Below are 7,226 nucleotides of genomic sequence, written 5' to 3' on the forward strand. Positions count from 1 at the left end.
GGCGCGGGGGATGGGCGGTGGGCCCCTTCCGCAGACGTCAAGCGAAGCGGTCAAGGAAGGGGCCCACCGCCCATCCCGTACCAAGTGAACGACGAACCCACACACCTCCAGCCCTAAGCTGGGACCAGTAGACGGAAGCGATCGAGGAGCAGCACCAGTGGCAGAGCACGTCAAGCACGGGACCAACGAGGGCGCGCTGTGGGGAGGCCGCTTCGCGGGCGGCCCCGATCAGGCCCTGGCGGCGCTGTCCAAGTCGACGCAGTTCGACTGGCGCCTGGCCCCCTATGACATCGCCGGCTCCCGCGCTCATGCGCGCGTGCTGCACGCGGTGGACCTGCTCACCGATGACGAGCTCGCGGGCATGATCGAGGCGCTCGATCAGCTGGAGGCAGACGTCCGCTCCGGGGCCTATCAGCCTGCCGAGTCGGATGAGGACGTCCATGGCTCCCTGGAGCGCGGCCTGATCGAGCGCGCCGGTCCGGAGCTGGGCGGCAAGCTGCGTGCGGGCCGCTCTCGCAACGACCAGATCGCGACCGAGGGGCGCATGTACCTGCGCGATCACGCCTCGATCATCGCCAAGGAGCTGCTGGACGTGGTGCGCGCGCTGATCCAGCAGGCGGAGACGCATCCGTTCGCGCCCATGCCCGGGCGCACGCACCTGCAGCACGCCCAGCCGATCCTGCTCTCGCACCATCTGCTAGCCCATGCCTGGGCCATGGTCCGCGACGTCGAGCGCTTCGCGGACTGGGACCGCCGCGCGGCCGTCTCCCCGTACGGCTCCGGCGCCCTGGCCGGCTCCACGCTCGGGCTGGACCCGAATGCCGTCGCCCAGGAGCTCGGCTTCGACTCCGCGGTGCACAACTCGATCGACGGCACCGCCTCGCGCGATGTCTACGCCGAGTTCGCCTGGATCTGCGCCATGGCCTCGGTCGACGTCTCCCGCATCTCGGAGGAGATCACCACCTGGGCCACCAAGGAGTTCTCCTTCGTGACCCTGAACGACTCGTTCTCCACGGGCTCATCGATCATGCCGCAGAAGAAGAACCCGGACGTCGCGGAGCTCGCCCGCGGCAAGGCAGGGCGCCTGATCGGCGACCTCACCGGGCTGCTGGCCACGCTCAAGGCCCTGCCGCTGGCCTACAACCGCGACCTGCAGGAGGACAAGGAGCCGGTCTTCGATGCGATCGACCAGCTCGAGGTCCTGCTGCCGGCCGTCTCCGGGATGGTCGCCACGCTGAGCTTCCACACCGAGCGCATGGCCGAGCTGGCACCGCGCGGATTCGCGCTGGCCACGGACATCGCCGAGTGGCTGGTGCGCCAGGGCGTGCCCTTCCGCGACGCCCATGAGATCTCCGGCGACGCCGTGCGGGTCTGCGAGCAGCGCGACATCGAGCTGTGGGACCTCAGCGACGAGGACTTCGCCGCCATCGACGAGCGCCTGACCCCGCAGGTGCGCCAGGTGCTGACCCTGGAGGGCTCCCTGCGCTCGCGGTCCTCGCAGGGCGGCACGGGCCCGGGCGCCGTCGCCGCGCAGCTCGAGGCCCTCAAGCGGCGCCTCGCGGGGCTGTCCGAGTTCGAGAACCGCGCCCCCGTCGTCTCGGCCTGAGACGGGATGGACCCATCGCAGCTGGATCCCGCGCTGCTCGAAATCCTGCGTCGCCCGGCTCCGGAGGCGGCCCCGGCGCTGCTGGGTTGCCTGCTCAGCTCGATCACCCCGGAGGGGCGCGTCACCGTTCGCCTCACCGAGGTGGAGGCCTACGGCGGGCCCGCGGACACGGATCTGCCGGACCCCGGAGCGCACACCTACCACGGGCGCACCGCCCGCAACGCGTCCATGTTCGGCCCGCCCGGGCACGCCTACGTGTACTTCACCTACGGGCTGCACCACGCTCTGAACCTGGTCTGCCGACCGGAGGGCGTGCCCGGCGGCTGCCTGCTGCGCTCCGGGGAGGTCGTCGAGGGCCTCGAGCTGGCCGTATCCCGTCGCAGCGCCCGTCGGGCCACGGTCCCGTCGGAGGTCTCGCTGGCCAGGGGGCCGGGCAATCTCGCCCAAGCCCTGGGGCTGGGCCTCGACGACGACGGCGCCGTCCTGCACGGACCCGGAGCCGCCGGGGTCGTGCCGCGGGCCGATCTCGGGGGCCCCGAGCGCCTGCTGATCCTCGAGCCGGGGACGGCGCCCACGGAGATCGCGACCACACCGCGCACGGGCGTCTCCGGAGAGGGCGGCACCGAGCGCTTCCCGTGGCGCTACGCAGCCCAGGGCGATCCCACGGTCTCGCCGTACCGTCGTGCGACGCCCAAGAAGCGGCGCACCCGAGGCGGTGGCACTACCATGGACGGGTGACTCAGCGCAGCCCAGCCTTCGTGCCATCCTCCCGACCTGAATCGGTCGAGGAGATGATCGACCGGCTGTGCGCCAAGATCCCTGATCACCCCAAGCCGGGCGTCGTCTTCCGTGACCTGACGCCCCTGTTCGCCGACGGCGCCGCATTCGCCCGTGCTGTCGACTCGCTTTCCGATGTCTTCAGCGGGCAGTTCGAGTACGTCGCCGGCATCGAGGCCCGTGGCTTCCTGCTGGCGGGGGCGATCTCGCGGGCCACGGGCGCGGGCATCATCCCCATCCGCAAGGAGGGCAAGCTGCCGCGGGAGACCTACCGGGAGAGCTATCAGCTCGAGTACGGCTCCGCGGTCCTGGAGATCCACACCGACGACGTCGCCCGCGGCTCGCGGGTGCTGGTGGTCGACGACATCCTGGCCACCGGCGGCACCCTCGAGGCCAGTGCGCGGCTGCTGCACCGAGCGGGACTGCACATCGCGGGCTTCGGGCTGCTGATGGAGCTGACCGAGCTGCGCGGGCGCGGCAAGCTGGGCGGCCACCGCACCCGGGCCCTGTATCGAGTCTGAGCACATGCTGGAGGTTGCGGCGATCCGCTGAGGGCGGACGACATCAGCGGCTGTGGGCAACCTCCCGTTCATGCGCGGGGGATTAGCATGGCTGGTTCCCTGATCGCGGCTGATCGGGGAAAGGCGGACGTTTCAAGGAGCACGAGCACATGACGGATGTCGCCAGGAGCACCGGCGCTGAGGCCGGTCTGCCAGACGACCGCGGACGCAGCCACGACAGTGCGCTCGACGAGCAGCTAGCGATCGAGCAGCGCTACGTCTCGGGCCTCTACGACCGCCTGGACGAGCTGCGCCGCGAGAAGGCCGAGGAGCTGGACCGTGTGCGCCGCGCGGACATGGGCACGGGGCATCAGTCCCGATCCGAGCGCGACGCATTCGCCACGCACTACGAGGACCGCCTCGCCCAGCTCGAGGCCGTCGACAAGCGCCTGGCCTTCGGGCGCCTGGACACCGCGGAGACCGGCGAGTCCGCCACGCGCTACATTGGGCGCATCGGCCTGGCCACCGAGGACCAACGGCGCCTGCTGGTCGATTGGCGCGCCCGCGAGGCCGCCGCGTTCTACCAGGCCACCGGCCGCAGCCCCATGGGCGTGCGCCGCCGCCGCCACCTGATCCTCGACGGACGCCATGTCTCGGCGATCGAGGACGACGTCCTGGACCCCGAGCTGCTCGACGATGTGTCCGTCCTGCAGGGCGAGGGCGCCCTGCTGGCGGCGCTGAACTCCAAGCGCACGGGTCGCATGACGGACATCGTCTCCACGATCCAGGGCGAGCAGGACCGGATCATCCGCGCTGCGCTGCAGGGCGTGCGCGTGGTCCAGGGCGGTCCGGGCACCGGCAAGACCGCGGTCGCCCTGCACCGCGCGGCGTTCCTGCTCTACGAGCACCGGGAGCGGCTGCGCAAGTCAGGCGTGCTGATCGTCGGGCCGTCGTCGTCGTTCCTGTGGTACATCGACCGTGTGCTGCCCTCTCTGGGCGAGACGGGGGTGGTGATGTCGTCGCTGGCCGATCTGTTCCCCGGGATCCACGGTGCGCCCGAGCGCGATCGCGAGGTTGCCCGCCTCAAGGCGGGCCTCGAGATGGTCGAGGTCATCAAGCGGGCGGTCAAGGACCGGCAGAAGCTGCCCGAGCGCGACCAGGTGCTCACGGTGGATTCGCACCGCGTGGTGCTCACCCGTCAGCTGGTGCGACGGGCCCGTGAGAAGGCCCGGGGCACGGGCAAGCCGCACAACGAGGCCCGGGCGACCTTCGTGAAGGTCATCCTGCGCGAACTCGCCGAGAAGCTGGGGGAGGAGCTCAACGACGCCTCCGGCAATGCGATCGACCGGTCCTACCTCGTGGAGGACCTGCGCCAGGCCCCGGAGGTGCGCCGGGCCGTGAACCTGCTGTGGCTGCCGCTGTCGGCCGAGACGCTGGTGCGCCAGCTCTTCGCCAAGCGCCGCTACCTGGACTCGGCCTTCCGCCACCTCAGCCCCGCGCAGAGGGACCTGCTGCAGCGTCCCGCTACCGCTGCGCTGACCGTCTCGGACGTGCCGCTGCTGGATGAGGCAGCCGAGCGGCTGGGCAGCCTCGAGGATGCCGGCGTGCGGATCCGCACCGGCGAGGCGGAGCGCGCCAAGGCCACCGAGATGGCCGAGCGGGCGCTGTACAACATGAGCCAGGCCCTCGAGGACGTCGGCGTGGACGGCGTGGTGAGCGCCAGCGACCTCACGGAGTTCAACGAGGAGCAGGCCCATCGGATGACGGCCGCCGAGGCCGCGACCTCCGATCGCACCTGGGCCTACGGGCACGTCGTCGTGGATGAGGCGCAGGAGCTGACCCCCATGCAGTGGCGGGTGCTGATGCGCCGATGCCCCATGAAGTCGTTCACGGTGGTCGGCGACATCGCCCAGGCCGGCTCGGCCTCGGCCGCCGCCTCGTGGGGCGAGGCCCTCGAGCCCTTCGTGGGCGATCGCTTCACCCTCGAGCAGCTCACGGTCAACTACCGCACGCCGGAGGCGGTGGCCTCGGTCGCCGCGGCCGTCGCCCGTGCCGCCGGTCAGGACGTGGCCGCCCCGCGGGCGGTGCGCGAGGGGGAGCCGCCGATCATCGCCGAGCTGCCCGCTCAGGCAGACGACGCCGAACTCCTGAGCGCGATCGACGACCAGCTCGAGCAGGAGCTCGAGGTCGTCCAGGGCGGCCTCGTGGCCGTCATCGCCCCGGAGGACCGCGTCCGTGAGATCGGCCGGCATCTCGCCGAGCGCCTGCCCGGCAGGGTGGGCGCCGGTGTGCGCCGGCTCGAGCACCAGGTCGTCGTGCTGTCCACGTGGGATGCCAAGGGCCTGGAGTTCGACTCCGTGGTCCTCGTGCAGCCGCAGGAGATCATCGACGAGTACGACGGCGTCGGTTCCCTGTATGTGGCCATGACCAGACCCACCCAGAGGCTGCGCACCGTCTCGGCCGGCCCGCTGCCAGCCGGCTACGACGGCGTCCGCTTCGCTTCCGAGAACTGAGAGGTACCCCCACGTGACCCCGACACCCACCACCGCGATCGATCTGGCGGCCCAGCACAACGACCCCGACTTCCCGGGCATCTGGGAGGAGCTGAACTGGCGCGGGCTCGTGCATGTGTCCACGGATGCCGCCGCCCTCCAGGAGCTGCTCGACGGCGAGCCGATCACGTTCTACTGCGGCTTCGACCCCACGGCGGCCTCGCTGCACCTGGGCCACCTCGTGCAGCTGCTGACCATGCGCCGGCTGCAGCTGGCGGGGCACCGTCCGCTGGGTCTCGTGGGCGGCTCGACCGGGCTGATCGGCGATCCCCGCCAGACCTCGGAGCGGGTGCTGAACACCCGGGAGGTCGTGGAGCAGTGGGTCGGGCAGCTGCGCGGGCAGATCGAGCGCTTCCTGTCCTTCGAGGGGGAGTCCGCCGCGCGCATGGTCAACAACATGGACTGGACCGGCGAGATGTCCGCGATCGACTTCCTGCGCGACATCGGCAAGCACTTCCGCGTGGGCACCATGATCAAGAAGGAGATCGTCGCCAAGCGGCTGAACTCAGAGGAGGGGATCTCCTACACCGAGTTCAGCTACCAGATCCTGCAGGGCATGGACTTCCTGAACCTGCACCGGGAGTACGGCTGCATGCTGCAGACCGGAGGCTCGGACCAGTGGGGCAACCTGACCTCGGGCACGGAGCTGGTGCGCAAGGTCGAAGGCACCTCGGTCCAGGCGATCGGCACGCCGCTGATCACCAATTCGGACGGCACCAAGTTCGGCAAGTCCGAGGGCAACGCTATCTGGCTGGATCCCGAGCTGACCTCGCCGTACGCCTTCTACCAGTTCTGGCTCAACACCGCCGACGCCGACGTGGTCGACCGCCTCAAGGTATTCACCTTCCGCACCAGTCAGGAGATCGCCGAGTTCGAGCGCAAGGTCGCCCAGGAGCCCTTCCGCCGAGAGGCGCAGAAGCAGCTCGCGTGGGATGTCACCGTGCTGGTGCACGGGGCCCAGGCGACCGAGCAGGCCATCGCCGCTTCGGAGGCGGTGTTCGGCAAGGGAGACCTGGGTGCCCTGGATGAGCAGACGCTGGCCGCGGTGATCGGGGAGCTGCCCTCGGCCTTCGTGGGGGCTTCGGACCGGGCGCTGATCGACCTTCTCGTGGCCACGGGGCTGTCGACCACCCGGTCCGAGGCGCGACGCACGCTCCAGGAGGGCGGTGTCTCCGTGAACAACCAGAAGGTCCAGGGCATCGAGGCTCAGCTCGAGGACGAGCAGCTGCTGCACGGCCGGTTCGCCCTGCTCAAGCGCGGCAAGAAGAACATGGCGGGAGTCGTGCTGGGGGACTGACCCGAAAGGCACCTTCATGCGGGTGCGCGTTCTTGCGGGTGCGCGCCTGACTCGGCCGGCGGATGAGGGCTTCCTGTGGGGTGCAGCACAAACGGCCCAGATGGTTTGCGGGCCTGCTGGGCGGTGTGTAGTGTTCTTCTCTGTCGCCGCGAGCGGCCCGCCGGTGCGAACCGGTGCGGCGCAGCGGCAGGATCACCGATCCGGTTGATCCTGCGTCGACACAACCACTGAACGGCTCGATCGAGCAGATCGCTTCGCCATGCACTGCATGCGCAAGGGATCGGATCGAAGGAGCCGGGTTGTGAAGAGCAGGTGAAGCGAGTATGATGATCTGGCCGCACAACGGTGAACGAGAGATGAACGAAGTTCGGATCTCGTGAGCTGCGGCGGTTGAAGAACCTGATCTTCGCGGGCCTGGTGAGTCGGGCTGGTTGATCGTCTGTTGTTTGAGAACTCGATAGTGTGCCAAATTGTCTGCTGATACCAGTTCAAGC

General features: G+C 69.9%; 5 protein-coding genes. All 5 read left to right on the forward strand.

Annotation, left to right across the window (positions count from 1 at the left end):
- The first annotated feature begins 157 nt into the window (after positions 1–157).
- The 5 genes from argH (at position 158) to tyrS (ending at position 6,732) form a co-directional block, all read left to right on the forward strand.
- Entirely contained in the window at positions 158–1,606 is a 1,449-nt protein-coding gene (argH, locus tag M3E84_RS12115; RefSeq protein ID WP_259896506.1) for an argininosuccinate lyase, read from the forward strand.
- Between the two features lie 6 nt (positions 1,607–1,612).
- Entirely contained in the window at positions 1,613–2,344 is a 732-nt protein-coding gene (locus M3E84_RS12120) for a DNA-3-methyladenine glycosylase (protein WP_259896507.1), read from the forward strand.
- Positions 2,345–2,397: 53 nt separating this feature from the next.
- Positions 2,398–2,904, forward strand: a complete 507-nt coding sequence (locus M3E84_RS12125; RefSeq protein WP_259896510.1) for an adenine phosphoribosyltransferase — start codon at positions 2,398–2,400, stop codon at positions 2,902–2,904.
- Positions 2,905–3,053: 149 nt separating this feature from the next.
- On the forward strand, positions 3,054–5,396 hold the full coding sequence (locus M3E84_RS12130; protein ID WP_259896509.1) for an AAA family ATPase: 2,343 nt from the start codon (positions 3,054–3,056) through the stop codon (positions 5,394–5,396).
- Positions 5,397–5,409: 13 nt separating this feature from the next.
- Positions 5,410–6,732, forward strand: a complete 1,323-nt coding sequence (gene tyrS, locus M3E84_RS12135) for a tyrosine--tRNA ligase (RefSeq protein WP_311200483.1) — start codon at positions 5,410–5,412, stop codon at positions 6,730–6,732.
- Positions 6,733–7,226 lie beyond the last annotated feature (494 nt).

It is taken from the genome of Kocuria sp. p3-SID1428 (assembly GCF_025149945.1).
Classification (GTDB): Bacteria; Actinomycetota; Actinomycetes; order Actinomycetales; family Micrococcaceae; genus Kocuria.